Source organism: Gracilimonas sp. B-17 (assembly GCF_056857935.1).
Window position 1 is genome coordinate 961,267 of the sequence record NZ_JBSXOA010000012.1, and the last position, 26,060, is coordinate 987,326.

The 26,060-nt window shown below is 41.8% G+C and carries 21 protein-coding genes; 11 read left to right on the plus strand and 10 right to left on the minus strand.

Features of this window, described 5'->3' with window-relative positions:
* Positions 1 to 26 precede the first annotated feature (26 nt).
* Both glyA and rpiB read right to left on the minus strand, forming a co-directional pair.
* The gene (gene glyA, locus AC13FX_RS12500) at positions 27 to 1,325 is read right to left on the minus strand and encodes a serine hydroxymethyltransferase (protein ID WP_482881073.1); all 1,299 of its coding nucleotides are present in this window, start codon (positions 1,323 to 1,325) and stop codon (positions 27 to 29) included.
* 9 nt (positions 1,326 to 1,334) lie between these two features.
* Complete coding sequence (rpiB, locus tag AC13FX_RS12505; RefSeq protein ID WP_482881074.1) at positions 1,335 to 1,772, minus strand: ribose 5-phosphate isomerase B; 438 nt, start codon at positions 1,770 to 1,772, stop codon at positions 1,335 to 1,337.
* Positions 1,773 to 1,922: 150 nt separating this feature from the next.
* Between rpiB and AC13FX_RS12510 the strand changes: the two genes are divergently transcribed.
* Both AC13FX_RS12510 and AC13FX_RS12515 read left to right on the plus strand, forming a co-directional pair.
* Positions 1,923 to 2,732 carry an inositol monophosphatase family protein gene (locus AC13FX_RS12510; RefSeq protein ID WP_482881076.1) on the plus strand — a complete coding sequence of 270 codons (810 nt, stop codon included), beginning with the start codon at positions 1,923 to 1,925 and terminating at the stop codon, positions 2,730 to 2,732.
* A gap of 98 nt (positions 2,733 to 2,830) precedes the next feature.
* Positions 2,831 to 4,819, plus strand: a complete 1,989-nt coding sequence (locus AC13FX_RS12515) for a GNAT family N-acetyltransferase (RefSeq protein WP_482881077.1) — start codon at positions 2,831 to 2,833, stop codon at positions 4,817 to 4,819.
* Here AC13FX_RS12515 and AC13FX_RS12520 read toward each other — a convergent pair.
* Together AC13FX_RS12520 and bshB1 are read right to left on the minus strand one after the other, a co-directional pair.
* The gene (locus tag AC13FX_RS12520; protein WP_482881079.1) at positions 4,803 to 5,675 is read right to left on the minus strand and encodes a hypothetical protein; all 873 of its coding nucleotides are present in this window, start codon (positions 5,673 to 5,675) and stop codon (positions 4,803 to 4,805) included. The genes AC13FX_RS12515 and AC13FX_RS12520 overlap by 17 nt on opposite strands.
* 73 nt (positions 5,676 to 5,748) lie before the next feature.
* Positions 5,749 to 6,492, minus strand: a complete 744-nt coding sequence (gene bshB1, locus AC13FX_RS12525) for a bacillithiol biosynthesis deacetylase BshB1 (RefSeq protein ID WP_482881080.1) — start codon at positions 6,490 to 6,492, stop codon at positions 5,749 to 5,751.
* A 137-nt stretch (positions 6,493 to 6,629) separates the two neighbouring features.
* Here bshB1 and AC13FX_RS12530 point away from each other — a divergent pair, with 137 nt between their 5' ends.
* The 8 genes from AC13FX_RS12530 to AC13FX_RS12565 all read left to right on the plus strand — a co-directional run bounded on the left by AC13FX_RS12530 (position 6,630) and on the right by AC13FX_RS12565 (position 13,830).
* Positions 6,630 to 7,859 carry an ABC transporter permease gene (locus AC13FX_RS12530; RefSeq protein ID WP_482881082.1) on the plus strand — a complete coding sequence of 410 codons (1,230 nt, stop codon included), beginning with the start codon at positions 6,630 to 6,632 and terminating at the stop codon, positions 7,857 to 7,859.
* Between the two features lies 1 nt (position 7,860).
* Positions 7,861 to 9,084 (plus strand): ABC transporter permease, encoded by a 1,224-nt coding sequence (locus AC13FX_RS12535; protein WP_482881083.1) that lies wholly within the window; start codon positions 7,861 to 7,863, stop codon positions 9,082 to 9,084.
* Between the two features lie 69 nt (positions 9,085 to 9,153).
* The gene (locus tag AC13FX_RS12540) at positions 9,154 to 9,366 is read left to right on the plus strand and encodes a hypothetical protein (RefSeq protein WP_482881085.1); all 213 of its coding nucleotides are present in this window, start codon (positions 9,154 to 9,156) and stop codon (positions 9,364 to 9,366) included.
* Positions 9,367 to 9,371: 5 nt separating this feature from the next.
* The gene (locus AC13FX_RS12545; RefSeq protein ID WP_482881086.1) at positions 9,372 to 9,791 is read left to right on the plus strand and encodes a phage holin family protein; all 420 of its coding nucleotides are present in this window, start codon (positions 9,372 to 9,374) and stop codon (positions 9,789 to 9,791) included.
* Complete coding sequence (locus AC13FX_RS12550; protein WP_482881087.1) at positions 9,784 to 10,167, plus strand: hypothetical protein; 384 nt, start codon at positions 9,784 to 9,786, stop codon at positions 10,165 to 10,167. Before AC13FX_RS12545 ends, AC13FX_RS12550 begins: the two co-directional genes overlap by 8 nt.
* Positions 10,168 to 10,290: 123 nt before the next feature.
* Positions 10,291 to 11,670 (plus strand): TolC family protein, encoded by a 1,380-nt coding sequence (locus tag AC13FX_RS12555; RefSeq protein ID WP_482881088.1) that lies wholly within the window; start codon positions 10,291 to 10,293, stop codon positions 11,668 to 11,670.
* Between the two features lie 35 nt (positions 11,671 to 11,705).
* Positions 11,706 to 13,091 (plus strand): efflux RND transporter periplasmic adaptor subunit, encoded by a 1,386-nt coding sequence (locus tag AC13FX_RS12560; RefSeq protein WP_482881089.1) that lies wholly within the window; start codon positions 11,706 to 11,708, stop codon positions 13,089 to 13,091.
* A gap of 13 nt (positions 13,092 to 13,104) precedes the next feature.
* Complete coding sequence (locus tag AC13FX_RS12565; RefSeq protein ID WP_482881090.1) at positions 13,105 to 13,830, plus strand: ABC transporter ATP-binding protein; 726 nt, start codon at positions 13,105 to 13,107, stop codon at positions 13,828 to 13,830.
* 84 nt (positions 13,831 to 13,914) lie between these two features.
* On the opposite strand, the gene AC13FX_RS12570 is transcribed toward AC13FX_RS12565, so the two are convergent.
* Together AC13FX_RS12570 and rsgA are read right to left on the minus strand one after the other, a co-directional pair.
* Entirely contained in the window at positions 13,915 to 15,006 is a 1,092-nt protein-coding gene (locus AC13FX_RS12570; RefSeq protein WP_482881092.1) for a DUF6588 family protein, read from the minus strand.
* A 98-nt stretch (positions 15,007 to 15,104) separates the two neighbouring features.
* Positions 15,105 to 16,010, minus strand: a complete 906-nt coding sequence (rsgA, locus tag AC13FX_RS12575; protein WP_482881093.1) for a ribosome small subunit-dependent GTPase A — start codon at positions 16,008 to 16,010, stop codon at positions 15,105 to 15,107.
* 107 nt (positions 16,011 to 16,117) lie between these two features.
* Between rsgA and AC13FX_RS12580 the strand changes: the two genes are divergently transcribed.
* Positions 16,118 to 16,462: a DUF6122 family protein gene (locus tag AC13FX_RS12580; RefSeq protein WP_482881094.1), complete on the plus strand. Its 345-nt coding sequence runs from the start codon at positions 16,118 to 16,120 to the stop codon at positions 16,460 to 16,462.
* A gap of 165 nt (positions 16,463 to 16,627) precedes the next feature.
* Here AC13FX_RS12580 and lon read toward each other — a convergent pair whose 3' ends face one another.
* The 4 genes from lon to AC13FX_RS12600 form a co-directional block, all read right to left on the minus strand.
* Positions 16,628 to 19,177 carry an endopeptidase La gene (gene lon / locus AC13FX_RS12585; RefSeq protein ID WP_482881095.1) on the minus strand — a complete coding sequence of 850 codons (2,550 nt, stop codon included), beginning with the start codon at positions 19,175 to 19,177 and terminating at the stop codon, positions 16,628 to 16,630.
* A 130-nt stretch (positions 19,178 to 19,307) separates the two neighbouring features.
* Positions 19,308 to 20,822: a DUF5723 family protein gene (locus AC13FX_RS12590; RefSeq protein ID WP_482881096.1), complete on the minus strand. Its 1,515-nt coding sequence runs from the start codon at positions 20,820 to 20,822 to the stop codon at positions 19,308 to 19,310.
* 24 nt (positions 20,823 to 20,846) lie between these two features.
* The gene (locus AC13FX_RS12595; protein WP_482881098.1) at positions 20,847 to 23,135 is read right to left on the minus strand and encodes an ATP-dependent helicase; all 2,289 of its coding nucleotides are present in this window, start codon (positions 23,133 to 23,135) and stop codon (positions 20,847 to 20,849) included.
* A 287-nt stretch (positions 23,136 to 23,422) separates the two neighbouring features.
* Positions 23,423 to 26,035, minus strand: coding sequence for a valine--tRNA ligase (locus AC13FX_RS12600; RefSeq protein WP_482881675.1), 2,613 nt, complete (start codon positions 26,033 to 26,035; stop codon positions 23,423 to 23,425).
* Positions 26,036 to 26,060 lie beyond the last annotated feature (25 nt).

Sequence of the window (26,060 nt, forward strand, 5' to 3'; positions counted from 1 at the left end):
TGCCGTTGTTCCAACGCTTCTGATCCTTAAGTGGTTACAAAATCATAAAGTGGGAATTTGTCACAAAGATCTCGTACTTCCTGCTCCACTTTTTTGTGATTTATTTCATTTTCCGGCTTCTGTAATACGTTGTCGATCAGAACTGCTATCTGTTCAAACTCCGCTTCTTTGAGTCCGCGGGTCGTCATTGCTGGAGATCCGATCCTGATACCTGAGGTTACAAATGGACTTTCAGTGTCAAATGGAACCATATTCTTATTGACAGTGATCGCAGCTTTGCCAAGTGCTTCTTCCGCGATCTTACCGTTCAGTCCTTTATTTCGAAGGTCGATCAGGATAAGATGGTTGTCAGTTCCATTGCTGACAATATCATATCCAAGCTCTATAAATTTGTCTGCCATGGCTTTAGCATTCTTCTGTGTCTGGGTCTGATAAGCTTTAAAGCCATCTTCAAGTGCCTCGCCAAAGGCAACTGCTTTAGCTGCGATCACATGCATGAGTGGCCCTCCCTGAGTTCCGGGAAATACCGCTGAATCAAAGATCTCACCCCAGTTCTTGGTACGTCCGGATTTTCTTGCTGTTACACCAAGTGTATTCTCGCCATCTTTACCCACCAGGATCATGCCGCCTCTTGGGCCTCTTAATGTCTTATGTGTGGTTGTAGTGACTACATGGGCATGTGGAAGAGGATCCTTTAAGTTCTTTGTTGCTATTAATCCTGCTGTATGAGCCATATCCATCCACAGGAGGGCACCGACTTCGTCCGCAATACTCCTGAATGCCTCGTAATCATAATCCCGTGGATATGCAGAAGCACCTATTGAGATCATCTTTGGTTTCACCTGTTTGGCTTTATCACGGATCTTGTTCATATCAAGCCGGCCTGTATCCTTTTCAACCCCATAAAACTGAGCATTATAGGTAATACCTGAGAAATTTACGGGTGAACCGTGAGTCAAATGCCCGCCATGAGACAGATCAAAGCCCAATAATGTATCACCGGGATCCATACAGGCAAGATAAACCGCTGCATTAGCCGTGGCTCCAGAATGAGGTTGAACATTGACCCAATCTGCTCCGAAAAGTTCTTTAGCACGATCTCTCGCCACATCTTCGACCACATCCACAACTTCACAGCCACCATAATAACGTTTACCGGGATAACCCTCGGCATACTTATTGGTAAGTACACTCCCCATCGCAGAGATAACTGCCTTGGAGGCAAAGTTTTCAGAAGCGATCAATTCCAGGTTATAATTCTGACGATCGGTTTCTTCTTCAAGTAGCTTAAAGATCCTGGGATCCTGATCCTGTAATGACTTCATGTAAAGCTTTTATTTTGTTAGGGATTCAATTTTATCGATACGGCGCTTATGTCTGCCACCTTCAAATTCCGTGTTTAGCCAGATCTTAACAAGTTCTTTCATCTGTTCTTCGTTAAGTTCACGCCCAGGTAAACACAAAACATTGGCGTTATTATGCAGTCTGGTCATTTTTGCAGATTCCGTTGAGTAAACCAATCCGGCTCTGACCTTGGGAAATTTATTTGCTGTCATGCATACACCCTGACCGCTGCCACAAATAACAATACCCAGTTCATATTCTCCATCATTTACTTTTTGAGCCACCTGCACGGCATAGTCAGGATAGTCTACAGAATCCTCTGAATGCGTGCCATAATCAACAATATCATGGCCCATTTCCTTCAGGATCTTAATTACTTTTTGTTTGGCCGGATATCCGGCATGGTCACTGGCTATTGGAATGATCATTGGAATAATATTTGGATAAGAAATTGGGCTGTGAATATCTTCATTTTTTGCATGATATTAAAGGAGGAATAGGGAATTAACTGCATTAATTGGGATTGACTGCCATAGCGTGATATCTTTGAGATAAACCAATCAAAATAGGGAAGCACCTTGAGTTATAAGAATGAGTTGGAAGTAGCGACAAACGCTGCAAATGCAGCAGCAAAGATCATCCGGAAGTATGCCAAAGAGTCATCCTTTAATGTCTCATTGAAAGGAAAAAATGATCTTGTTACGGATGCTGACCTGGCTTCAGAACAAAAGATCATAGAATGCATCAAGCAGTCTTTTCCCGATGATGAGATCCTTGCAGAAGAATCTGAACAGAAAGATAAATTACCAAACGGTCGGGTTTGGATCATCGACCCTATTGACGGAACCACAAATTTTGCACATGGATTTCCCGCTTATTGTATCTCGATCGCTTTATGGGTTAACAAGGAGCCGGCAGTTGGGTTGGTTATGGAAGTAGCCAATGACGAACTATTTTACGCAGTTGAGGGAGAAGGGGCTTTTAGAAATGGAGAACCTATACAGGTCTCCTCTCAAAATGACCCTGCTTCATCTCTTATAGGAACTGGATTTCCATATAAAGAACTTGATCTGGTGGATAATTATTTGAAACTATTCAAGAGAATGATGGAAGTAACACATGGTGTGAGGAGGCCGGGAACTGCCGCCTGGGATCTCTGTAATGTGGCTTGTGGCCGATTTGAAGGGTTTTATGAATATGGTTTGAGTGCCTGGGATGTGGCCGCAGGTTCACTGATCATAAAAGAGGCAGGAGGAATGGTTATGGACTGGAATGGAGATAATAATTGGTTATATGGAAAAAGGATCATAGCAGGCAATATTGCGACCTGTGAGTTCCTGCTCAGCGAAATAAAACAGAGTTTCAATGACAGTGAACTTTCGATGTAGATAACATCAATATTTATTATTTCATGCAATAAAACATTACTGAACTGAAATTAAAATAAAAGTGATATCATTGGATCTTTAACAATAATAATCACGATATGGATATAAATATCCGACGGGGTACATTAGATGATCTTGAGGCGATCCTCAAGATTGAAAGTAGTACGTTTCCGTTTTTTCAACAAAGTTCGAGAAGGACCCTGCAGCTCTCGCTTAGAAGTAATTTTCAACAGGTTTGGATCGCCGAATGCAAGCCAACAGATGAAGAAACTGAGATATGTGGTGTTCTGATCTTATATGCCTATAAAAGAACCCTGAGGATTTACTCTATTGCTACTCCTCAGGCATATCAGGGCAGGGGAGTTGGTGATGCATTGCTGAAGTATGCGGAAAGGATCGCGGGTTTTAGTGGTATAGAGCGGTTAAGCCTGGAAGCAGAAGCCGGTAATAAGAAGTTGATCGATTGGTATAAAAAAAGGGGATTTGATGTGATTGAACTGATCAAGGATTATTACGCAGAAGGCGTGGATGCTTACAAAATGATCAAGATCATACCCGGAAGCACTTCGTTCGGCAGGATCAGGAACATTATTGTTACGGATACCCCAGATTCCTTGAAAATTGATGTTGATAATCTGGAAGTTATTTCGTCCAAAGATTATATCACCAATAAGGGATTATATTCGGAGAGAGCACTCAGAGTATTCAATCTGTGCAATTCATATCGTTACCAGAGTAAAGGATATTATGTATCGTTATTGGCGTCAGCAAGGGAGCATAGAGCTATTCCAAATGTTACAAATATCAGAGACCTGCAAAATATCTCCTTGATACGATCACTGACAGAGGATATTGATGAACTGATTCAATCCTCACTTAAGACACTTGACGCAAACCTGGTAACCTTAAAAATTTACTTTAGTAATACTTCAAATGATCGCTATAAGTTATTGGCTCACAGTTTATACAATATATTTCAATACCCTTTATTTCAGGTAGAATTTGAGAAAACTGACAAATGGGAGATACGGAAAGTCAGATCTTTGAGCCTCAATAGAATTGATAAGAATGAGATTCCTGTAATACAGGAGATGGCTGCTTCATATTTTAAGGCCAAGCGATATCAAAAAACCAAGATGAAGGCCTATAAATACTATCTGGCTATTCTAACTGACCCGGAAGAACCTTACCCGCCATCAGATAAGAAGGCTTTGAGAAAGCTAAGAAAAGTGGCTGAAAAAATGGGGGTTTATACCGAGTTGATCACCAAAGATGATTTTAACAAGATCACAGAGTTTGATGCGCTTTTCATTCGTGATACGACCAATGTGAACGATTATACATATAAATTTTCCAGGAAAGCATATGCTGACGGTTTGGCGGTTATTGATGATCCATGGTCCATTTTAAGATGTTCAAATAAGGTGTTTTTGCACGAATCGCTGAAATTGAATCATATACCAACACCGGCAACTAAAGTTTTTATGAAGGGGATGGTTACAAAAGAAGACCTGGCTTCAACTCCGTTGCCAGTTATTCTTAAACAACCTGACAGTTCGTTTTCTAAGGGAGTTATTAAAGTTAAAAGCCTCAATGAACTAGATAGTTCACTGAATGCTATGTTCAAAGAGTCGGATTTGGTGATCGGACAGGAGTTCATGGTATCTCGGTTCGACTGGAGGATCGGAGTGCTGGACCATAAACCCTTATTTGCATGTAAATACTACATGGCAAAAGGTCACTGGCAGATCTATAACTGGAAATCAGAATCAAAGAATATGGAAGGGAATGCTGAAACCTTACCGCTTGATCAGGTTCCGGAAAAAGTGGTAGGTACAGCTTTAAAAGCTTCCAGACTGATGGGTGATGGTTTGTACGGGGTTGACCTTAAAGAAGTAAATGGTGAAGTATACGTAATTGAAGTAAACGATAATCCCAATATTGACAGAGGAATTGAGGATAAAGTATTAGGTGATGAACTCTACGAAAAACTCATAAATTCTTTTATTAAGCGAATAGAAGTGGCTCGCAATATTGACCGCTACACCAGCAGCGAGCCGGATACCAGGGCTACCTATAAACTGTAACCCTGAAGTCTTTAAGCATCAAGTAGGCCCCTAAGCAGGATAAAATTAATAACATTGGTATGATGAATATCACCGGTATGATCTCATAACCATTTGCTCCCATGAATAGGATCTTGGATAATAAGGCAGTCATCATAAAGATCAGGAAAACGAGGTAAGCTGTTCCAAATACATATCCCTCAGGTTCTTGTTTATATAGCAAGTAACCAAATAAGAATGATAGAGGAAGTAATAAACTAAGGTCCAATGCCTGCACGATCAATGTTGTATAATGCTCAACACCGGCTGGATAAATTGACCCATCCAAAAGTGGGGGTAAAATAACCCCTAACCATAGAATGGTAATGGCAGTACCATTGACTATCAAAAAAATTCCACCAAATGATGTTTTTGCTTTACTTGAAAAGGCATTTTTAACTTCAGTGAGGTTTAGCGGATATAAGGTCAAGATCAGTACAAAGAAGGATGATCCTGTTAAAAAAACATATACCAGGAAAAGCTCGTTATACATAGCCATTAATTGATACATCAGGTAGCCAACAAAAAAATAGAATGCAGTGCCTGTAAAAATAATGCGTGCTCTCAAAGAACCTTTTAAAGAGTATATAAAGCTGATGATCAAAGCAGGGATGCCAATTATTAGCGTTATCAGGTCTTGAGCAATTCCCTGTATAGCCACTTCATGCGACATATGTTTATAAATTCCTGAGCCGTATATATTAACAGTTTGATCACGTATGGACTGATACTGAAAATTATCCGTGCCTCCGGAGCTAAAAAGGCCGGATAGAGCTGACACAGCACTAGCGACAACTATTCCGGTAACAAGAAATGCAAGGGCCTTTTTATATTTCATTTTGATCAGTAATTGTAACAGATCTTACTGAATTCAAATGAAGTGAATGTGAAGTACCAAAAAAACCGATCGCTTACCGTTTTGGAGCATGTTCAAAGAACACATCCATCGAACTTAAAGGCGTAGGAGAAAGATAGTATTGGAAAGCCTCACCATAGGTGAATCCTGCAAGATGCCCCAGATATCTGGCCCTGGCTTCTAATTGCTTGAAGTAATTCTCAGATGATATATAAGTTTCCGGCTCGTTTCCGTGCTCATCAACATTGAACTGCGTCTTAAATGCTAGAATTGCTTCTTTTTTAGTTTCCCAATGTTCTGAAATATCATAAACAAAATCGGTTTCAATGGGGCGGTCTTGCATATAATGAAGAATGTGGGAAGGCCGCCAGGGCTCTTGAGGGCCACCTGCCTCATTTGAGGTTGGGATCTTTTTCAGGCCTGAATAAAATAGGGCATCTAAAACAAGTTTTGTACCCTTACCATGATCTGGATGGCGATCAAAGGGGGCTCCGGTTATACAAATGTGAGGTTGTGTCTTGCGAACCTGCTCAATGATCTTGATCTGATTTTCGCGGGTGTTGGGTAAAAGGGAGTCGCCCAGGTCAAGATTCACTCTGTAAGAGACCCCCATTACCTCAGATGCTTTTTCTACTTCTTTGGCACGTGTTAATTCGGTACCACGGGTTCCCATCTCTCCTTTGGTGAGATCAACGATACCTACCTTTTTCCCGGCTGAGGTAAGAGAAGCAATGGTGCCTCCACAACCCAATTCTGCATCATCAGGATGAGAAGCAAAAACAAGTACATCTACTTTCATGAGCTAATATTTAGTTTTAAAAAGTTAGCGAAAAGATAACAGATAATGATGTGAGGTTCGTAAATAAAAAATCAATTTTAAGTGCAACGATTTATTATTAATTCCGTAACCTTAGTCTGAACCACTGAATATTTCATATGAGATTATTAAATAGTTTTTCTGAAGGGGCCAGGATCGCCTTTATTGCTCTTAAAACAAATAAGATCCGGTCAACACTTACAGCATTATGTATCATCATAGGTATCACCATGGTTACTGTAGTAGATTCTGTTACTACAGGCATGGATATTACCTTTGAAAAAAGTATGTCGATGCTGGGTCAAAATGTGGTATATGTTGAAAAATGGCCATGGGGTATGGGAGGAGAGTATAAATGGTGGGAATACAGAAATCGAAAGGAAATGGATCTTGATTATGTAGAACAGATCCGTGAATACAGTGAATATGCAGCAAATGTGGCGGCTTCGGCCAGTCGGGGAGTGAGCGTCAGGTATAAAGAAAAAAGCGCGGAATCTGTTGGGTTAGACGGTGCCACAGCAAATTATCTGGAGATACAAGGACTGAATATTGAGGAAGGCCGTATGTTTGTGGATCAGGAGGTCAGGTCTGGTTCTAATGTAGCTGTGATCGGAAATACCCTTAATGAATCACTCTTCGAAATGGAGACACCATTGGGTAAACAGATACGGCTGGGAGGGAAACGATTTACAGTGGTTGGGGTACTCGAAAAGCAGGGTAAATTCATGGGGCTCGAGGATACGGATAACCGGATCATTATACCCATTTCAGCTTATCAGAATATTTATGGCTTAAGAAGTGGCCTTCAGATCGGGGTCAAATTTGAGGATCAACAGGCTCTGAAAGAAGGTGAATATGAACTTGAAGGAATAATGAGAAGAATCAGGCAACTGGATGCGACAGAAGACAATGACTTTTCATTAAATAAGCCTGAGGCTTTTAAGCAGCAACTTGCCGGCATGAAAGCTGGAATTTATGCAGTGGGTTTTATTTTAAGTGGTTTGTCCCTTCTGATCGGCGGCATCGGCGTGATGAATATCATGTTTGTATCAGTTCGCGAACGAACCAAAGAGATCGGGATCAGAAAAGCTGTTGGCGCAAAATCATGGGAGATACTTTTGCAATTCCTGTTGGAAGCCATTGCTATTTGTTTGTTGGGAGGAGTGATAGGAGTAGCTTTAGCGGGTGGCCTTACAATTCTTATTAACCAGGCATTTGTGGCAGTAATGAATGTGAGTGTTGTAATACTTGGGTTCAGCATCTGTACGGCTGTTGGAGTGTTGTTTGGTTTCATCCCTGCATATCGTGCAGCAAAATCAGATCCCATTGAATCCTTAAGGTTCGAATAATATGCAGATCAAAGAAACTATTAGTCAGGCTTACGATTCTATAAAGGCCAATAAACTCAGGTCAGGTTTAACTCTTCTGGCTTTGGTCATTGGTGTGTTTTCAGTGATCGTATCCACCACAGCAGTGGCAGTACTTGATAATTATTTTAAGAATACGATGAGCATCATGGGTAGTAATGTGATCGTCGTAACAAAAACCCCTGCGGTTCAGATGGGGTCGCTTGATGATGATGTTCGCAACAGAAAAGACATTACCTTTGAAACAGCCGAACAGCTGGATGAACAAATGCAACTTGGCCGGGGGATGAGTCCGGATGAATTCTTTGATATTACAGAGGTCTCTTACATGGATCAGGAAACTGAGCCAAATGTTGGCATACGAGGGAGTAACGAGAATTACCTTGATAACAATTCATATGAAATTGAGGATGGCAGGAACTTCAACAGCGATGATATTCAGTATGGAAGAAATGTAGTGATCATTGGTAAGGATGTAGCCAATGTTTTATTTGAGACTCAATTTCCAATAGGGAAAGAGGTCCGTTTTAAAGGCAAACCATTTCAGGTAATTGGTACCTTGAAAGCGAAAGGACAGATCTTTGGCCAATCGTTCGATAATTTTATACTGATCCCTTATACCACGGCTATGAACATGTACGGTAAAAATCGCAGCATTGCCGTTCAGGTTAAAGCTCCTGAGATCGACCTGATAGAACGTACCGTGGATGAGATCACCGGAATTTTGAGGGTTATAAGAAAAGTAGGGCCCGGTGAGAATAATGATTTTGAGGTCTCAACAAATGAAAGTCTGGCCGGGACCTTTGACACATTTACCTATGCTTTGTATGTAGGAGGGTTTGCCATTGGCTTTATTACCCTGTTAGGGGCAGGAATAGGGGTCATGAATATCATGTTGGTTTCAGTTTCGGAACGAACCAGGGAGATCGGTATCCGAAAGGCTGTTGGGGCCACCCGTAAAGCTATAACCAATCAATTTCTCATGGAAGCAGTTTTTATTTGTCAGATCGGAGGAATTATGGGGATGATCTTTGGGATAGGAGTAGGAAACCTTATGGCTGTTTGGATCGAGACTGAAGCAGTGGTTCCAATATGGTCGGTTGTTGGGGGATTTTTGGGGATGCTTATAATCGGTTTACTTTTTGGTGTCTACCCGGCATTCAAGGCAGCAAAATTGGACCCGATCGAAAGTTTAAGGTACGAATAACTTTTTGCAAACGAATGATTTAAGCATCCGTTTCATTTTATTATATTGAAAGAAAAATAGGGCAACATTATGAATGAAGAGATCCTCCAAAATTTGAATGAAAGACTAGATAATGCTATAGAACGGGGACGAGTGATCCTGGAAGATGAAGAGCTTCAGATGAGACTCGATGAGATCAAAAACAGGACGGAAGATACTATACGTCGTAATCCGATAAAATCGGTTGTATTGGGTCTTGCGGTTGGGTTTGTGGTCTCGAAAATTTTCACCTCTGAAGATTAGAAGTTATGGATGACCTTGGAAAACGAATCAAGCATGTTACTCACGAGCTTAAAGAGTATGTAGAAAAGAGGATGGAGCTCACTATTCTGAATATCAGTGGTGGGATCACTTATTGGGTTGGAAGGTCCGTTCAAAGTCTTGTTGGATACACCATATTAGGCCTTGGTCTGGTTTTCGCCCTTATAGCTATATCCATCTATTTAGGAGATCTGGTTGGAGAACAGTGGGCCGGGTTTGCTATTGTATCAACACCGATCATAATTGCCGGCTTAATCTTGGTGGTTGTAAAACCAAAATCGATGGTCAAAAAAATTCAGGATCAAATGCTTGACGAACTTCTGACCTCACTTGAAAAAAAGGAATTGGAAGAGAAAGCACTGCTTACCGAAAAAACTTCAAACAAAGAAACTGAGAACAATGTCTGAAGCAAAATTGTCTAATCTGGAAAAAAAGAAAAAAGAACTTGAAGCCGAATTGGCCAATATCCAAACTGATCTGGATAAGTCAATTGACGATGTGAGAGAGGGTGTATCAAATAATATGGATCCTAAGAATATTATTCGACGGTATCCGCTGCCAATGGTAGGAGCTTCGGTAATTCTGGGGTTTTTTCTGGGTAAAGAGCGAAAGAAATCATCCAGACTATCATCAAATACTCACAGCGGGAGCAGTACCTCTGATTCAGGTATTTCGCGTGAGATCAAAAAAGTACTTGCACGAAAAGGCCTTAGCTTACTGTTAGATTTTTTGGATGAAAAAATTGCTGAATTAAAGCATAAAGACACTTCTGACAGAAATTGACTCGGGGCTAAAAACCGTTCTCTCCTGTAAAAGGATATAAATATCAAAAATAGGGCAACTATTGTGTAACTATTTTTGTCCAAAATCGTGTACCAACCTGTCAACACAAATCGAATACTAATCATGAAAAGATTCATATCATCATTATTTCTTATTGCCCTTCTGTTAGTAACCAATAGCGGCTATGCGCAAGAATCGCGCACTATTACTCTACAGGAAGCGATCGACATCGCGCTGGAAAACAATTATCAGCTGAAACAAGCTAAAAATAACCTGGATCTTTCAGAATACAGGCTAAAAAGTGAGTATGCTGATTTCCTCCCAACAGTAAATAGTAATATAAATGGTTCAAGAAGAACCGGTCAGCAGTTTATTTCTGATCGATTCAGTGAAGGACTTGACCCATTTGTTGATATAACTTCAAAATCTATCTCGGGAAGTATGAGTGCAAGTATTCCTGTATTTAACGGATTTGAGAATATCAATTCATTACGTGCAAGTCAGCAATCAAAAATATCTGAGGAAGAGAGTTATCAAAGGGCAAAGGAGCAGGTGATCTTCAATACGGCTTCTAACTATCTGCAGGTTTTGTTGGATATGGAATTACTCGAGATCAGAAAAGAGAATCTTGAGAATTCCCGCAAACAATTGGAGCAAGTTCAGGCTCAGGTAGAAGTTGGTTCACGCCCGACTGTTGATCTGTATAATCAGGAAGCACAGGTAGCCAATGATGAATTGTTGCTTACTCAACAAGAGAATAGCCTGAAGTTCAGTAAGCTGCTATTGATCAGACAGTTACAGATCGATCCTCTAGGAAATTATGAATTTGAGGTTCCTGAGATCGAATCCCAGGTTTCTTCAGCCAGTATGCAAACCTATTCACTAAGCGAATTGATCGATCAGGCATTACTAAGTCGGTCTGACCTAAAAAGTTCGATATCTAATATTCGAGCATTGGAGTATCAGTTAAATATTGCGAAGGGAAGTTTATATCCTTCAGTATCAGCAAGTTTTGGATTGTCAAGTTCTTATAGTGATCAGTATTCAGTTCTGGGAGAAAATGTTGGATTCGGCGATCAGTTTTTCGATCAGCGAATCAACCGATCATTAGGGTTTTCAGTGAATATCCCAATTTTCCAAAACTGGAACCGGATGACCAATATTCAGTCGTCCAAAGTACAACTAAAGAATGCTGAGTTGAATCTGGATAACTCAAGGTTGCAGGTTATTCAGGAAGTGACTCAAGCCTATAATGACTACAGCTCATACGTTCAGCAGTTATCTGCATCTGAGAAATCACTGAAAGCCAGTGAGCGTGCCTTTGAAACCCAACAGGAACGTTATAATGTAGGTTCAAGTACCTTGATCGAGCTCAGTCAGGCTCAGGCCAACTATGTAAGTGCACAATCTGATTATACACAGGCCACTTATAACCTCATTTTCCAGGAAAAATTACTGGATTACTATTTGGGTAAACTCAGTAGTGAAAACGTAGAATTTTAATAAACGAATAAGATTAGATAGGGTAGGTACACAGAATGGCGAATAAGAAATCATCTGCTAAGAAACCACTTTTTTGGATACTTGGAGCATTGGGCATCATAGTAGCGGTGGGATTAACGCTTCGATTTACCGGTGTCATTGGAAACACTGATGAAGGTAAAGAAGTAGAAACGGCTACCGCAAAATTGAAAACAATTACTCAGCTGGTTTCAGCCTCCGGTAAGGTTCAACCGGAAATTGAGGTGATCATCAGACCTGATGTATCCGGTGAGATCATTGAACTTGCCGTAAAAGAAGGAGATTTTGTTCGTCAGGGTGAACTTTTGGTTCGTATCAAGCCGGATATCTATCAGGCTCAGATCGATAATCTGAATGCAGCACTGCTTACACAACAGGCAAGGTTGGAACAAACCAAGGCTTCCCTGATCCGAGCTGAGGCAGCGTATCAGAGAGACAAGCAGTTGTATGAGAAGGATCTAATTTCAGAGATGGAATATATTCAAACGAAATCGGAGTATGATTCACAACAGGCTAGCCTTAAAGCTGCAGAGTATCAGATCCAAAGCGCTGAGGCCCAATTACGTCAGGCCCGTGAAGAACTTGAGCAAACCGTGATCAGAGCTCCTCAGAACGGTACCATAACCGGCCTTGCGGTTGAAGAAGGGGAACGGGTTCTCGGTAACTCACAAATGGCTGGTACTGAAATGATGAGAGTTTCACTTCTCGACCGGATGGAAGTATTGGTTGAGGTCAATGAAAATGACATCGTAAACGTGGATTATGCCGATACCGCACGGATCGAAGTAGATGCCTATCCTGAAAGGATGTTCAAAGGAGTAGTTACCGAGATCGCTAATTCTGCTAGAATCACCGGAAGCGGGACAAATGAGCAGGTAACTAATTACTCCGTTAAAGTTCGAATTACTACTCCACATAATCTTGACAGCAGTCCAGACCAGATGGTACGAACTGAAGCTTCCGAGGATCCCGAGGAGATGTTTGTACCTAACTTCAGACCTGGTATGTCTGCTACAGTTGATATTGAGACTCAGACTGCTGTGAATGTAGTTTCTGTGCCAATTCAATCAGTTACAGTCCGTGACTTTGCTCTAGACAAGGATTCAGAATCTGATACCACTGATAGTTCTCAGGATGAAGCAGATATTATAATGGCAGCCGATCAGGACAGTGATATTATGATCGAGCAGGAAGATATTCGTAAGGTTGTTTTTGTAGTTGAGGATGGTAAAGCCGTTCGTAAAGAGGTTGAAACCGGCATCAGTGATAATACCCATATACAGGTTCTATCAGGTGTTAAAACCGGAGATGAGATCGTAACTGGAAGTTATCGTATGTTATCCAATCAACTGAAAAATGGTGATAAGGTTACAGTAAATAATTCAAAATCGGCTAATAATTAATCAGGACTTCGTTATGTCAAAAAAAGCAATCATTCAAATATCTGATCTTAAAAAAGTATATCAAATGGGACAGACGGAAGTTCATGCACTTGCCGGTGTCACCTTCGATGTTCTTGAAAACGAATATATTGCTATAATGGGACCGTCCGGTTCCGGTAAATCCACGCTTATGAATATGATAGGGTGCCTGGATACCCCAACTTCCGGAGATTACATCCTGAATGGAAGTAATGTCAGTAAAATGGATGACGCCGAACTGGCTGAGGTAAGAAACCGTGAGATCGGTTTTGTATTTCAAACTTTTAACTTATTACCAAGAACCTCATGCCTTGCCAATGCTGAACTCCCGTTGATCTATTCTGGAATGAAATCAGCAGACCGAAAAGCCCGGGCCAAAGATGTGTTGACAAAAGTAGGTCTCGGAGATCGGATCGATCACAAACCTAATGAACTGTCGGGTGGACAGCGCCAGCGAGTGGCCATTGCAAGAGCCCTGGTTAACAATCCCTCCATAATATTGGCGGATGAGCCTACCGGTAACCTTGACACCAAGACTGGTGAAGAGATCATGATGCTATTTGAAGAGTTATACCGACAAGGAAACACACTGATCGTAGTAACTCACGAGCAGGAGATCGCAGATCATGCCCGGCGTATCATTCGCTTGCGAGATGGAGTTATTGAATCTGATACTCAAGTTGAGAATCCGATTCTTGAAAATCTGGAAGTAGCTGTTTGATCTGAGCAACTTCCAGCTAGAATTGTTTGCAATAAAAAAGGCGCTTACTAAGCGCCTTTTTTATTACTGATAAGATACTAAAGATCATCTAAAGCTCAGTCCCACACCGGCATTAGCAGTAAAATAATTAGCGAGAGTTGCTTCTCCGTAGATCGCAAGGAAGCCTAATTTAAATCTAAAACCGGCCAGGGCATGAACAGATGTTTCACTGTCTAAAGAAAATGAAATTGGGTCTGAGACCACAACATAATCATCACCAGGGGTAAATGGGTTATATGAAGGAACAGGATAATCACCATTCATACTTAGGTCAAAAGTGGCTTTTTGATATCCTAATCCACCGTAAACACTTACCAAGGGGAGCGACTTACCTACTATAGCGTTTAAAACTAAAGTTTCAGTATTTGTCACTACTTCCTGGGAGCTAAAGTCAGGGGTTGGATTTGAGGCGAGGTTAGGATCGTTTGGATCTCTTGTACCTTCTGCATTTAATTCTAAACCAGCATCAACATCAATCTTATTATATCCTAACATTATTGATATATCAACAGGCAATGCATTTCCTGCCGGTATCCATTGTGTTATGTCGTGTTTGATAGCTCCACCTAATACACCGAAACTTCCAAAATCACTTATATCTGTTTGAGGAAAGTATCGCACGGTTATGTCGGTATTTTTGATCAAACCAATACTTGCCTGAATGGTTGGTGCCGGTACAAAAGCGAATCCGGTTCCTTCCGGCATATTGAAGCGAGTCAATTCGTTTCCACTGTCATCAGTTACGATCATTTCCGGGCCCGGAGAATCATTACCCGCAATGGTTGGGGTGATGGAGCTGTTGCCCGGGGCAACTTCCATATTGGTCAGGCCTAAAGTGGATATATCAAATTCCTGGTCTGAAGACGGAACCAGTGCCAGTGAGGACCGGATCTGTAAACTAAATCCAAGTTTCTTTTTTGGAGCGGCTTCTTCATTCCAGCCGGCATTCAACCCGGTACCAAATCCGGTTGGAAAAGGCTTGAGATATTCTTTGGTTAGAATGGTAGCATCATCGGCACCGGCTCTCAGAAAGGCACCGATATCACCCAATTGGGCATACACCGATCCTGTTGCAAAGAAAGCGATAATTATAAATGATAACCCGATTTTTAATAAACGTCTGTAGTTGTTTAACATAGAATCACCTGATAGTTATTATTAGTTGAGTGCAATATCTGTAATTATTGATACAGACAACATTAAGAGTTTAAAATGAACAAAACGTTACGACTTTATTATAGAGACTCCAGCATATTAAGATAAGACTGATATCTGCTTGCAGCAATCTCTCCATTTTCAAAGGCTTCAGCTACACCGCATTTTGGTTCATGATTATGTGTGCAGTTATGAAACTTGCAATGTTCCCTTGGTTCAAGCATTTCCGGAAAGAAAAGGGAAAGTTCGTATGGTTCAATATTAACCAAACCAAATTCTCGGATTCCTGGAGTATCAGCAATATAACCACCGAAGGAGAGTGGGATCAATCGGGCAAAAGTTGTCGTATGTTTTCCCTTATTTGAAAAATCTGAGATCTCCCCGGTTTTTAGGGCATAATTGGGATCAATGGCGTTGATCAGGCTTGTTTTTCCAACCCCGGATGGGCCAATAAAAGCGGATGTTTTATCTTTTAATTGGGTCTTCAGTGCATCAAGTGATCTTTTATCCTCTATACTTGTCTGCAAAACAGTATATCCGAGACCCGAATACAGTTCTTGAAGTTCGTTCGCAAAATCTTTTCCGCCTTGTCTTGCAAGGTCCATTTTATTTATGATGATCACAGGTTTTACTTCGTAAGCTTCACAGGTGACCAAAACCCTGTCAATAAATCCCTCTTTTAAACGCGGTTTCTTTATGGATTGAACCACACAAGCCTGATCCAGATTTGATACCAGGATCTGCTCCCCCCGTTTACCGTGTGTAGCCTGCCGGGTAATATAATTTTCCCGGGTTTCAATGGTTTCGATCGTTCCGGTCCCATCATCATTAATGGAAATGTCCACAAAGTCACCGACAGCTATCGGATTTGTGACTTCTTTCTCATCCAGACGGAAGCGACCCGGTAACCGGCTTTCAACGATACCATCACCGGTATCCACTAGATACCAGCTCCCTGTTGATTGTATGATACGTCCTTTTTGCATGCGCCAAAAATACGGAAGAAGAGGGGATTAACAAGAACAAATCATTACTAAATAATGAGAAAGTGCTTAACTATGGACTATTGAGCTAAATTGGGGTAATTTTAGTTATGATCCATATAGTTCTGCATTTTTTGGTACCCCTTTTGATCGCTTTGATATTCTACAAAAATAGGTGGGTTTATGCTCTATTATTCATGATCATTACCATGCTTGTTGATGCCGATCATTTATTGGCTGATCCTATTTATGACCCGCTGAGGTGCTCTATAAACTTTCACCCATTACATAGCTACGGTGCCATTTTTATTTATGGTTTACTATTTTTTCTTCCTTTTGCATTCAAAGGAAGAACATCCATGAAGACCATTCAAAAGCGGTTAGATGCCATTCAGCTTCTGGGGCTTGGCTTGTTAATACATATGGCTTTGGATGCCATTGATTGTTGGTACTGAGGTGAGATAATAATTGAAGAGTGATCTTTTCATCATCAAGGAAAAAGCACAAAAGATATTTGGGTAGGAGAGGAGGGTAAAATACCTAAGATATTAGCCACAATAATAAAAAGGCAAGCTCATATAAGCTTGCCTTTCTTTAGTTCGTTTATACCGACCAGGTAATTACTTATCCTCATCGGTATCTCTGCTGGCTACCTGAACATCATCCGGAAGTTTTCCATTATTACCGGATACAGCCGCCTTGTGGGCGTCACTGACCTTAAAGAAATCTTTAGGTTCGATCTCAGGTTTCTTCTCCAATACGATATCCAATAAGGGGTCCATACGCTCAAGGTATTCAACTTCAAGATTACCGAGTACATCCTCCTCGATCTCCGCCACATCTTTCTCGTTCTTTTTAGGAAGGAGTACTTTTTTAATTCCAGCTCTTTTAGCAGCCAAAACTTTTTCCTTGATACCTCCGACAGGAAGTACAAGTCCTCGCAGGGTGATCTCACCGGTCATGGCAATGGTGCCTTTAACTTTACGCTGGGTAAAAATGGATGCTATTGCAGACATCAGCGATACACCTGCTGAAGGTCCATCTTTGGGTACCGCCCCGGCGGGTACGTGCACGTGAAGATCCCAGTATTTAAAAGCTTCTTCAGGAATTCCAACCTCTTCAGAGTGTGCCTTCAGGTATGAGACAGCCAACATAGCCGACTCCTTCATGACGTCGCCCAATTGGCCGGTGATATTTAGTTTACCTGATCCTTTTGAGACGCTGGCTTCAATGAAAAGAATGTCACCACCATAAGGTGTCCAGGCCATGCCAGTTGCAACGCCTGGAACGGTGGTTCTTTCGGCAGCATCACTAAAGAATTTACGCTTACCTAGAAATTCTTCGACATCTTCTATACCGACATCGAATTTATCAATTTCATTGGAGGCGATCTTGGCAGCTACTCCGCGACAAACACCAGCTATCTGTCGTTCCAGATTACGGACACCAGATTCACGTGTATACTGATCAATCAAACGCTCTATGGCTTTGTCAGTGAAGGAGATCTGTTCTTCCTTAAGACCGTTTTCCTCGATCTGTTTCGGAATAAGGTATTTTTTGGCTATCTGAGTTTTCTCTTCAAGCGTGTACCCGCTGATATTGATGATCTCCATACGATCTTTAAGTGGAGCCGGTATGGTATCCAGTGAATTCGCAGTGGCAATGAACATTACTTTAGACAGATCGTATTCAAGCTCGAGGTAATTATCAGTAAAAGTATCGTTTTGTTCTGGATCCAGAACCTCAAGCAGGGCAGAAGTGGGGTCACCACGATAATCTGCTCCAACTTTATCGATCTCGTCCAGCATGATTACCGGGTTTCCTTTACCAGCTTTTTTCATAGACCGGATAATACGACCAGGAAGGGCACCGATATAGGTTCTTCGGTGGCCACGCACCTCTGCTTCATCCCTAATTCCACCCAGGCTGAATCTTTCAAATTCACGATTTAATGCTCTCGCAATAGATTTACCAAGTGAGGTCTTACCAACACCGGGAGGACCGTAAAAGCAAAGGATAGGAGCTTTCATATCCTTCTTTAGCTTTAGGACGGCCAAATATTCAACAATTCGTTTTTTGACTTTTTCGAGGCCGTAATGGTCTTCATCCAATACCTTGCGGGCGAATTCCAGATCCAGTTTATCTTTGGAAAATTCATTCCATGGCAGGTCCAGGATCCATTCTACATAGCTATATATGATGCCATAGTTTGGTGAGGCATTTGGCGTCATTTCCAATCGTTGTAATTCCTTTTCGGCTGTTTCTCGTGCCTCTTTCGGTAATTTTTTCTTAGCTAAGCGATCCCGCAATTTTTCTATATCCTGCTGCTCAGCATCCTCACCAAGTTCTTCCTGTATGGCTTTCATTTGCTGACGAAGGTAAAATTCCCGCTGTTGATCATCAATATCCGATTTTACTTTGGTGCGGATCTTTTCACTCATGTCCAGAACCTGAACCTCTTTCTCAAGAAATTCCATGACTTTATCCAGGTTATCGGAAAATTTCCTGATCTCGAGCAGTGTTTGTTTTTCATTTACCGAAACATTCAGGTTCGAAGAAATGAAGTTCAGTAAAAAGGAAGGGCTATTGATATTATCAACGGCAATAGAAGCTTCCGAAGGAATATTCGGAGACATATTGATGATCTTGGCCGCAGTTTCCTTGATGTTGCGAACGGACGCGTCGAGTTCAACCCCTTCGATATCCATCTCTTTTGCATAAGGTTCGACCTTAGCCCTGAAATACGGGTTACTTTGAGTAAAGTCCTTGACCTTGAAATTTGATTTACCCTGGATGACGATACTCTTGCTGCCATCCGGCATTTTAATAAGTTTGAGGATCTGTGCTACGGTTCCAACGGTATGAAGGTCCTTATATTCCGGCTCCTCAATATCTTCATTCTTCTGGGTCACTACGCCAATGATCTTGTCGCCTTCGTAGGCTTCTTTGACGAGTGCCAGTGAGCGGTCCCGGCCTACGGTAATAGGTACAACAACTCCCGGGAACAACACAGTGTTTTTGAGAGGTAAAATAGGAAGGGATTCAGGGATCTCTGCTTCAGTGAGTTCTCGTTCTTCCTCCTCAGACATTAACGGTATAGCTTGTTCAAAATCATCAAAGTTGTCATCAGAGTCACTTAAATTTTGAAATAGCTCAAAACGTTGTTTCATAGGATGTATATTCTAAAAAAGTTTTTTTGTTTTATTAATTAATGGCAAATACAAAGCCATTTACAAAGTTGGAAACAAACCGTCATATATACCCGCTGCCTGTCAGGAAAGTAGGGCAAAGTGTCAGTCTTTAAAAATGAATTCGAAGTGCTGAGACTACAGCTCCTGTTAAAGATGGACGCTCTGACAGCGAATTTGGTTTGAACATTGCTGCTATAGAAATATCAAATCGGTCTGTTTCAATGGCGGTTCCTGCACTTATGAAATCGGGTCTTTGTGCCTCGAATCTGATCCCACCTCTAAGCGGTATATATGATATTGGGCGTACCTCCACGCCAAAAGAGGATACAACCTTGGTTGAATTAAATGCATTATTGGTCAATCCCACACTTACATCACCCATAAGCTTTAGCCAGTTTATTTCCAATAATGCACCACCATGCAATGCCATTGGTAAAAGGGTTGAAAACGTATTGTAATCAACAGTTGTGTTGGTGTTAAATGGATCTGATTCCGCAAAAAGATCAACGAAATGAAGATATTGTCCCTTTGAACCACCAAAGGATTCTGAGGCAGTAGTAATTGGGAGATCTGTACTTTGAGTGGTATCACTCTGTGATGTAACCGAAAGGTCATTTGACCGATAGGATACAAGTCCGATATCCGTCATCGAGAAGGATAGGCGCAATGATCGCCGGGTTGGTTGCCCGTCGCGGCGGATCGCAGAAAGGTCATTGCCAAGGGTAACCAGGTAAGTGATACCAATGTCCAATCCAGCACCGATTCCGTTAATATCAAAAGGATCTTTTGAAAATACCTGATTTGATTGAGTTACTGAGTTTCCGTTCAGGTACCGTGTGGTTGCGGATGCATGCTCACCTGTGGCACTGTAATTAAAACTTTGAACTCGTTCTGCGGTAGGTGAACTATCCTCTGAACGATACACATTTTTCCATTCTGCATTTTCGTATTCAGTCCCAATGATCACCTTAGGTGCAATGCCAATGATGAAATTATCAAGGCGAGAAGTTAAACCGGTCAGGAATTCAAATGATTCTGAGTACCCAAATGAGATCTCATACATACTTTGCCTGCGGTAAATCAATGAACGATCTACAAGGTTTTGTCCGGAAGAGTTGGTTTTATAATTGAGATCGTACCAGCCCAGCCCCACACGAAATGAATTTGAGGTTCTGCTTCGCAATGCAATGGAATATGACCTGTCGTTACGATGCCATTTCACACCGGCAAGGGTAATATCAGATCGAACACGGTTATCAGAAAGCGTGTTACGTCCCGGATAATTATCTTCAATGATACGTTCTCTAAGAGGGTTATCTATGGTGAGATCGCCGGGACGGTAAATATCAAAATGATCTCTGATGCTGTTTATCTGTGAGCGGAATGAAGTGTAGTTGAGCAGGCGGTCTGAGTAGATGCCCGAAATCCCAAGCCCAATCGTCAAACTGCGTTCATTATCTAGAATGAGGAGGTTGGCGGGGTTATAAAAGTTGGCATTGAAATCTGTGATGTATGTACTTCCTCCACCACCCAAAGCCATATTTCGGGGTGTTAAGGCAGGCTGGGCATTGCCCAAAGTATATCCTGCAAAAATAATAAGCAGTGTCGCTATAACCTGCTTCATTTAACCTTCCTTCGCTGAAAAAAACTAATCTATTACTTGCAGAGGCGCTGCTCTTAACATAAGTTTCTTTTGCCCTCTGTTTTTGAAAAATACAACAACTTTTGCATCTGTGCCTGTTCCGGTTCTTGAAATGATCTTACCCGGCCCAAATTTATTATGAAGTACTTGTACGCCAACCTGAAATGGGTCTTCGCCATCCTGATAATCATAATGAATGGTAGCTGAAGGAGACTTATAAGTTTTCTTGGTTTGATCCTGTTTCCAGTCATAATCAACCTCATAATTAGAAGAACCGGATTTTTCGTCGTTGTTAAAACGATCTTTTTTCTGAGTAATAGTAGCCCCCGTCTCAGTCTGTACGACGCCGGCATCCACTTCATCCAGAAATCTTGATCGAGCCTGCCGGGTTTCTTCTCCGAATTTAAACCGGCTCCTGCAATGGCTGAAATACAACCGTTCTTCAGCACGGGTTATTGCGACATAAAACAAACGCCGTTCCTCTTCAATATCTACATCAAAATTGTTTCTTGCGCCCATAGGGAAGAGGTTTTCTTCGAGTCCAACAATGAACACGACAGGAAATTCCAATCCTTTTGAGGCATGAACCGTCATAAGAGTGATAGCCGGCTTATTTTCATCAAATTTATCCTGGTCAGTGATCAGGCTTATTTCCTGCAAAAATGCACTTAAAGAAACATTCGACTTTCCTTTTTCGAAATAAGAGATCGCATTTTGAAGTTCAATGATGTTATCGCGGCGCATCATGGATTCGTGAGAGTTTTCTTCTACCAATGCTCGCATATAACCGGATTGCTCCAATACAGCCTTAGTAGTATCTGTAAGAGCAGCACCGTTTTCGAGGTTATGTCGCAGGCTATTGATCATATCCACAAATTCACGCACCCGGGCTTTGGCCGGTTTGTACACATCAAGCTGTTCCACGTTCTGAATAATGGTCCAGATAGACGACCCTTCTTCCCGGGCTTGTTTTATCAGGTCCTGAATGGATTTATTACCGATCCCTCGACTTGGTTCATTGATGATCCTTAAAAGATTGGTTTCATCATGGGGGTTTACCAAAAGGGTCAGGTAGGCTAACACATCCTTGATCTCTTTGCGCTGGTAAAAGGAAAGCCCACCGACCAGCTGATAGGTCAGATCTTTGCGTCTGAGAGCTTCCTCAAACACCCTGGACTGATAATTTGTCCGGTAGAGAATGGCAAATTTATTATTCTCATAACCTTCGCGCATTTTGAGATTCTGAATATGACTGGCAATCCGGTTCGCCTCATCACGTTCATCAAAATTTTCGAGAAGGGTGATGCGTTCACCATAATCCTGTTCGGTCCAAAGGGTTTTATCGAGCTGTTTGGTGTTTTGCTTGATAATGGAATCGGCACACTGGAGGATGGCCTTGGTCGAGCGGTAATTCTGTTCCAATGGGACCTGAGTGGCATTTTCGTAATCTTCCTTGAAATTCAGAATATTTGAAATATCAGCTCCACGGAATGAGTAGATGCTTTGGGCATCATCTCCAACAACACAAATATTTTCGTATTTGTCAGCTAGCATTTTGGTTACTTTATACTGAGCATGATTGGTATCCTGATATTCATCAATGAGGATATATTTGAATCGGTCCTGATACTTTTCAAGGATCTCCGGGTGTTTTTGAAATAATTCTATGGGTTTCACCAACAGATCATCAAAATCCATAGCGTTACTTTGCTTCAAACGCTTATTATATATCTTATATACACGAGCAGTAATATCATCCAGGGTACTGCTAATGAATTTTTCCTGAAAGGTATCAGCCGTGATCAGCTGGTTCTTGGAATCACTGATCTTGTTGTGGATAGTCTTAGGCTTGATCTCTTTCGGATCGAAATTCAACTCCTGAAGGATCTGCTTAACCACGGTCTGGGAGTCATTAGAGTCATAGATCGTGAAGTCAGATCCGTATCCGATCTTATCGGCTTCAAACCTCAGGATCTTAGAAAATATTGAGTGAAAAGTCCCCATCCATAATTTAGCGGCCTTATCACCGATCAAATTCTTGATTCGTTCTTTCATTTCCCTTGCAGCCTTGTTGGTGAAGGTCAGGGCAAGGATCTGTTCAGGGGCTGCCTTATATTGCTGAAGTAGATAGGCAATGCGATAGGTCAGAACCCTTGTCTTACCCGAGCCGGCTCCGGCTACGATGAGCAGGGGACCGTCAGTATGTGTTACAGCTTGTTTTTGCTGCTTATTCAAAGTGGACAGGAAATCCGGCCGGCCTTTAGGTTCTTCTGATGGAAGTGAAAATGTTTTCATAAAAAATATTTTACCACTCAGTTGGAAAGCTGAAGTGGGTTTTACAACTCATAAGTTAAATTTATTTCTGACGCACATCCCTCTGCTTTGGCTGCTGAAGCAACAAAACGGTCTCCCTTCAAAGGGAGAATTATATCAAACTATATATCTGTGGATCAAAAGTCATTGTCTAACATCATATCAGTAATTCTCAAAGAGAATTCCCTCTTCGAAGAGGGATCGGAAAATCAGCTTGCTGATTTTGCAGGGGGATGTGAGTGGTGCTGTCAGTTCTGATTTTCTCCAACTCACCCCTCAAAATCCTTCAGCTGCTCCCTAAGTTTTGCTAGGCTTTCCTCAGTATCTGCTTTCTTTTTCTTCTCTTTTTCAACGACGGCCACCGGTGCATTATTAACGAAGCCGTCATTGTTTAATTTGCCATTGATGCCTTTGAGGAAACCTTCAAGTCGGTCGATCTCTTTTTGTATCCGATCGCGTTCTTTTTCAAAATCTACGAGCCCTTCCAAAGGAACATAGATCTCATTGCCATCCACCATTGAGGAGGAATAAACTTTTGGTTTTTCAACCTTTGTGCCCACTTCGAGACTTGAAATACTTTCAAGTTTCTCCAGTACAACCCGGTTGGCTATAATAGAATGAGCCGTAGTGTCATCTTTTGTATTGATGAAAACGCTCAATTCTTCTTTTGGTGATACATTGACTTCCGAACGGATATTTCTCAATGAGGAGACCATTTCCTGAAGAATGCCAAAGGTTTGAATGTCTTTTTGGTTCAGTTTGGATTCATCTGCTTTTGGCCATTCTGTGATCAGTAGAGCTTCTTCTGTTGAACGCTTCTGAATGTGCTGCCAGATCTCTTCACTGATGAACGGCATGAAAGGATGGAGGAGCTTCATCAGCTGCTCAAAAAAACCGAGTGCGGTGTTCAATTTTTCCTTCGGGATATTTTGTCCGTACTCCTCAGGCTTAGCCAACTCAATGTACCAGTCACAGAAATCATCCCAGATGAGTGAGTAGATCTTCTTGATGGCATCATTCAGTTTGTAGTTGTCGAAGTCTTCATTCACTCCATTAATAGTTTCCTGAATACGGGCCGACATCCATCGGTCAGAAATATCATCTTCATTAATGTCGGTAGTGGGCTTGTATTCCACACCATCTTCCATATTCATGGTAAGGAACCGGAAGGCATTCCAGATCTTGTTACTGAAATTCCGGCCCTGCTCGCACAGCTTTTCATCGAAGGGGAGGTCGTTTCCTGCAGGAGTAGCAAATAGCATTCCCATTCGGATGCCATCGGCCCCGTATTTATTAATGAGTTCCAAAGGGTCAGGAGAATTTCCAAGACTTTTACTCATCTTACGGCCTTTCTTATCTCGTACAATACCGGTGTAGTACACATTGTCGAACGGTTTGTCGTCCATATACTCATAACCGGCAATGATCATTCGGGCTACCCAGAAAAACATGATCTCAGGGGCAGTTACGAGGTCCTTGGTCGGATAGTAATAATCTAATTCCTTATTCGGTTCCCGCTCCTGATATTCTCCGATATATTTCGGGTCAAATACAGAGATCGGCCATAACCATGATGAGAACCAGGTATCGAGTACATCCTCATCCTGTTGTAAAATTTCAAATTTTAAATTTTGAATTTTAAATTTTTCACGGGCTTCGTTCTCAGTTTTTGCAACTACAAAGTCTCCATCTTCATTATACCAAGCCGGAATTCTATGTCCCCACCAAAGCTGACGGGAAATACACCAGTCACGCACATTCTCCATCCAATGGCGGTAGGTATTTTTGAATTTTGCAGGGTGAAACTCAACCGTGTCATCCATAACGTTTTCAAGGGCAGGCTGTGCCAGCTCTTTCATGGATACCCACCACTGTAAAGATAGTCGTGGTTCGATTACGACATCGGTTCGTTCCGAATAGCCGACTTTGTTTTTATAATCTTCTACTTTCAGCAGGAGTCCGGCTTCATCCAGGTCTTTGGCTATTTGCTTTCGAACCTCAAAGCGGTCCATACCAATATACAATTCACCTTCTTCACTGACGGTTCCATCTTCATTTAGCATATTGATGGTTTCAAGGTCATGCTTCTGGCCGAGATTATAGTCATTCTCGTCGTGAGCCGGTGTCACTTTCAGGCAACCGGTTCCAAATTCCATATCCACGTACTCATCCTGAATGATCGGAACTTCACGATCTACCAGGGGAACGATCACTTTTTTTCCGTGAAGGTGTGTAAAACGTTCATCCTCAGGATTTATACAAACCGCAGTATCACCAAGAAGTGTCTCTGGCCGGGTAGTGGCTATCGTGACAAAGTCATCCTCGCCAACGATCTTATATTTGATATGATACAGTTTGGAGTTGACTTCCTTATGAATAACCTCCTCATCACTGAGGGCTGTTTTGGCAGCCGGATCCCAGTTGATCATCCTTGCACCGCGATAGATCTTTCCTTTTTCGTAAAGATCAATGAACACATCGATCACGCCTTCTGAGTATTCGGGATCCATGGTGAAATTGGTTCGGTCCCAGTCGCAACTGGCACCCAACTTCTTGAGTTGCTCAAGGATGATGCCACCATGCTCGTGCGTCCAATCCCAGGCGTGCTCAAGAAATTCATCCCGTCCGAGATCGCTTTTTTTGATGCCTTTCTCACGAAGTCTTCGAACCACTTTAGCCTCAGTAGCAATGGAAGCGTGATCTGTTCCGGGCACCCAGCAGGCATTGTAGCCCTGCATGCGAGCTCTTCTTACCAACACATCTTGAATGGTGTTGTTGAGCATGTGTCCCATATGCAGCACACCTGTTACATTGGGAGGAGGGATGACGACGGTAAAAGATTCTCGTTCATCCGGCTCAGAATGGAAATAATTGTTTTCCATCCAATGCTGATACCATTTATCCTCA

Excerpts from the sequence above, each read along its gene's own strand:
- bshB1 (WP_482881080.1), bottom strand. The coding sequence starts at position 6,492 with ATGAAAGTAGATGTACTTGTTTTTGCTTCTCATCCTGATGATGCAGAA.
- AC13FX_RS12550 (WP_482881087.1), top strand. The coding sequence starts at position 9,784 with ATGTCTGAAGCAAAATTGTCTAATCTGGAAAAAAAGAAAAAAGAACTT.
- rpiB (WP_482881074.1), bottom strand. The coding sequence starts at position 1,772 with ATGATCATTCCAATAGCCAGTGACCATGCCGGATATCCGGCCAAACAA.
- AC13FX_RS12565 (WP_482881090.1), top strand. The coding sequence starts at position 13,105 with ATGTCAAAAAAAGCAATCATTCAAATATCTGATCTTAAAAAAGTATAT.
- AC13FX_RS12545 (WP_482881086.1), top strand. The coding sequence starts at position 9,372 with ATGGATGACCTTGGAAAACGAATCAAGCATGTTACTCACGAGCTTAAA.
- AC13FX_RS12530 (WP_482881082.1), top strand. The coding sequence starts at position 6,630 with ATGAGATTATTAAATAGTTTTTCTGAAGGGGCCAGGATCGCCTTTATT.
- AC13FX_RS12515 (WP_482881077.1), top strand. The coding sequence starts at position 2,831 with ATGGATATAAATATCCGACGGGGTACATTAGATGATCTTGAGGCGATC.
- AC13FX_RS12535 (WP_482881083.1), top strand. The coding sequence starts at position 7,861 with ATGCAGATCAAAGAAACTATTAGTCAGGCTTACGATTCTATAAAGGCC.
- glyA (WP_482881073.1), bottom strand. The coding sequence starts at position 1,325 with ATGAAGTCATTACAGGATCAGGATCCCAGGATCTTTAAGCTACTTGAA.
- AC13FX_RS12540 (WP_482881085.1), top strand. The coding sequence starts at position 9,154 with ATGAATGAAGAGATCCTCCAAAATTTGAATGAAAGACTAGATAATGCT.
- rsgA (WP_482881093.1), bottom strand. The coding sequence starts at position 16,010 with ATGCAAAAAGGACGTATCATACAATCAACAGGGAGCTGGTATCTAGTG.
- lon (WP_482881095.1), bottom strand. The coding sequence starts at position 19,177 with ATGAAACAACGTTTTGAGCTATTTCAAAATTTAAGTGACTCTGATGAC.
- AC13FX_RS12555 (WP_482881088.1), top strand. The coding sequence starts at position 10,291 with ATGAAAAGATTCATATCATCATTATTTCTTATTGCCCTTCTGTTAGTA.
- AC13FX_RS12560 (WP_482881089.1), top strand. The coding sequence starts at position 11,706 with ATGGCGAATAAGAAATCATCTGCTAAGAAACCACTTTTTTGGATACTT.
- AC13FX_RS12520 (WP_482881079.1), bottom strand. The coding sequence starts at position 5,675 with ATGAAATATAAAAAGGCCCTTGCATTTCTTGTTACCGGAATAGTTGTC.
- AC13FX_RS12600 (WP_482881675.1), bottom strand. The coding sequence starts at position 26,035 with ATGGAAAACAATTATTTCCATTCTGAGCCGGATGAACGAGAATCTTTT.
- AC13FX_RS12570 (WP_482881092.1), bottom strand. The coding sequence starts at position 15,006 with ATGTTAAACAACTACAGACGTTTATTAAAAATCGGGTTATCATTTATA.
- AC13FX_RS12595 (WP_482881098.1), bottom strand. The coding sequence starts at position 23,135 with ATGAAAACATTTTCACTTCCATCAGAAGAACCTAAAGGCCGGCCGGAT.
- AC13FX_RS12580 (WP_482881094.1), top strand. The coding sequence starts at position 16,118 with ATGATCCATATAGTTCTGCATTTTTTGGTACCCCTTTTGATCGCTTTG.
- AC13FX_RS12590 (WP_482881096.1), bottom strand. The coding sequence starts at position 20,822 with ATGAAGCAGGTTATAGCGACACTGCTTATTATTTTTGCAGGATATACT.